Here is a 1,098-nt window from a genome sequence, read left to right as displayed (position 1 = left end):
TTTGAGTTTCCCCATTTTTTAAAGTCATCACAATTACTGTTTTTTAAATAAAAATGCAAAAACACTGGATCTTTGTTATAATTGAATCACCACAAACAACCAAACAAAGGAGTGTTTTTGCATGATTAATTATAGCAGATTGGGTTACGAAATTAAAAGAGATTTTTCCAACTTTTCTTTCAAAATATCGAAAGGATTAAAACGTCCACAAGAGAAATTCGTTCATCAGATGGTGTACGGTATACTTGCCGGAAATAAATTGCACCTGAGTGAGATTGCCCGCTCCTTAAAAGAAAATATTACCCTCAAGAAGACCATTGACCGGCTTTCAAATAATCTGAACTCTTTTGGTGATAAGGATTCCCTTATGCGCAATTACCTTGCTCTTGTAAATCACCATGTAAAGGAAGATTATGCGGTCATCATTATTGATAATTCAGATATTGCCAAGCCTGCCAGCAAAAAGCTGGAGGCGCTCTCTGAAATACGAGATGGAAGCACTGGTGAAATCACGCAGGGATACCTTACCATAGAAGCGGCTGTGCTGTCTGAAAAAGGAAAAATGCCGCTTCCGGTCTATGAAAAGGTGTTTTCTGCAGCGGAAAAAGGATTTATTAGTGAAACCCACGAAAACCTGTGCTGTCTGCAGTCCCTTTCTGAAAATTTCAGTCCCAGATGCGTCCGTACTCTTGATCGTGGTTTTGATGCCAATGACTATTACCGTTACTTTCTAAAGCGTGGGGAGCGCTTTGTTATACGTGCCAAAAAGAATCGGAATGTTATTTATAAGGGGCAGACCCGTAACATTATGGATGTGGCATTACAGTATAAAGGAGCCTACTGTATGGATTTTAAAGATAAAAAAGGCAAAACTGTCCAGTGCAAAATGAGCTGCATACCCGTACAACTCTGCGGGTTTCCGACCAAAGATCTGGTACTGACGGTAGTGTATGGTTTTGGAGAAGAACCCATGCTCCTGCTTTCTAATCTGAAAATGCAGGAGAAGAAGAAACTGTGTCATATCATCACTAAAGTATATCTACTCAGATGGCGGATTGAGGAATATTTCAGGTTCAAGAAACAGCAGTTTGAACTGGA

At 39.6% G+C, this 1,098-nt stretch carries 1 protein-coding gene; it reads left to right on the top strand.

Going from position 1 to position 1,098, the window contains the following annotated elements; genetic code table 11:
- Nucleotides 1-121: 121 nt before the first annotated feature.
- Nucleotides 122-1,098 (top strand): hypothetical protein (locus tag NFS18_RS19320; protein ID WP_251393195.1); only part of this gene is annotated, 977 nt, incomplete at its 3' end.

Source organism: Mediterraneibacter agrestimuris, assembly GCF_943193195.1.
Lineage (GTDB): Bacteria > Bacillota > Clostridia > Lachnospirales > Lachnospiraceae > Schaedlerella > Schaedlerella agrestimuris.
This window is presented reverse-complemented; position numbering and strand designations above follow the sequence as displayed.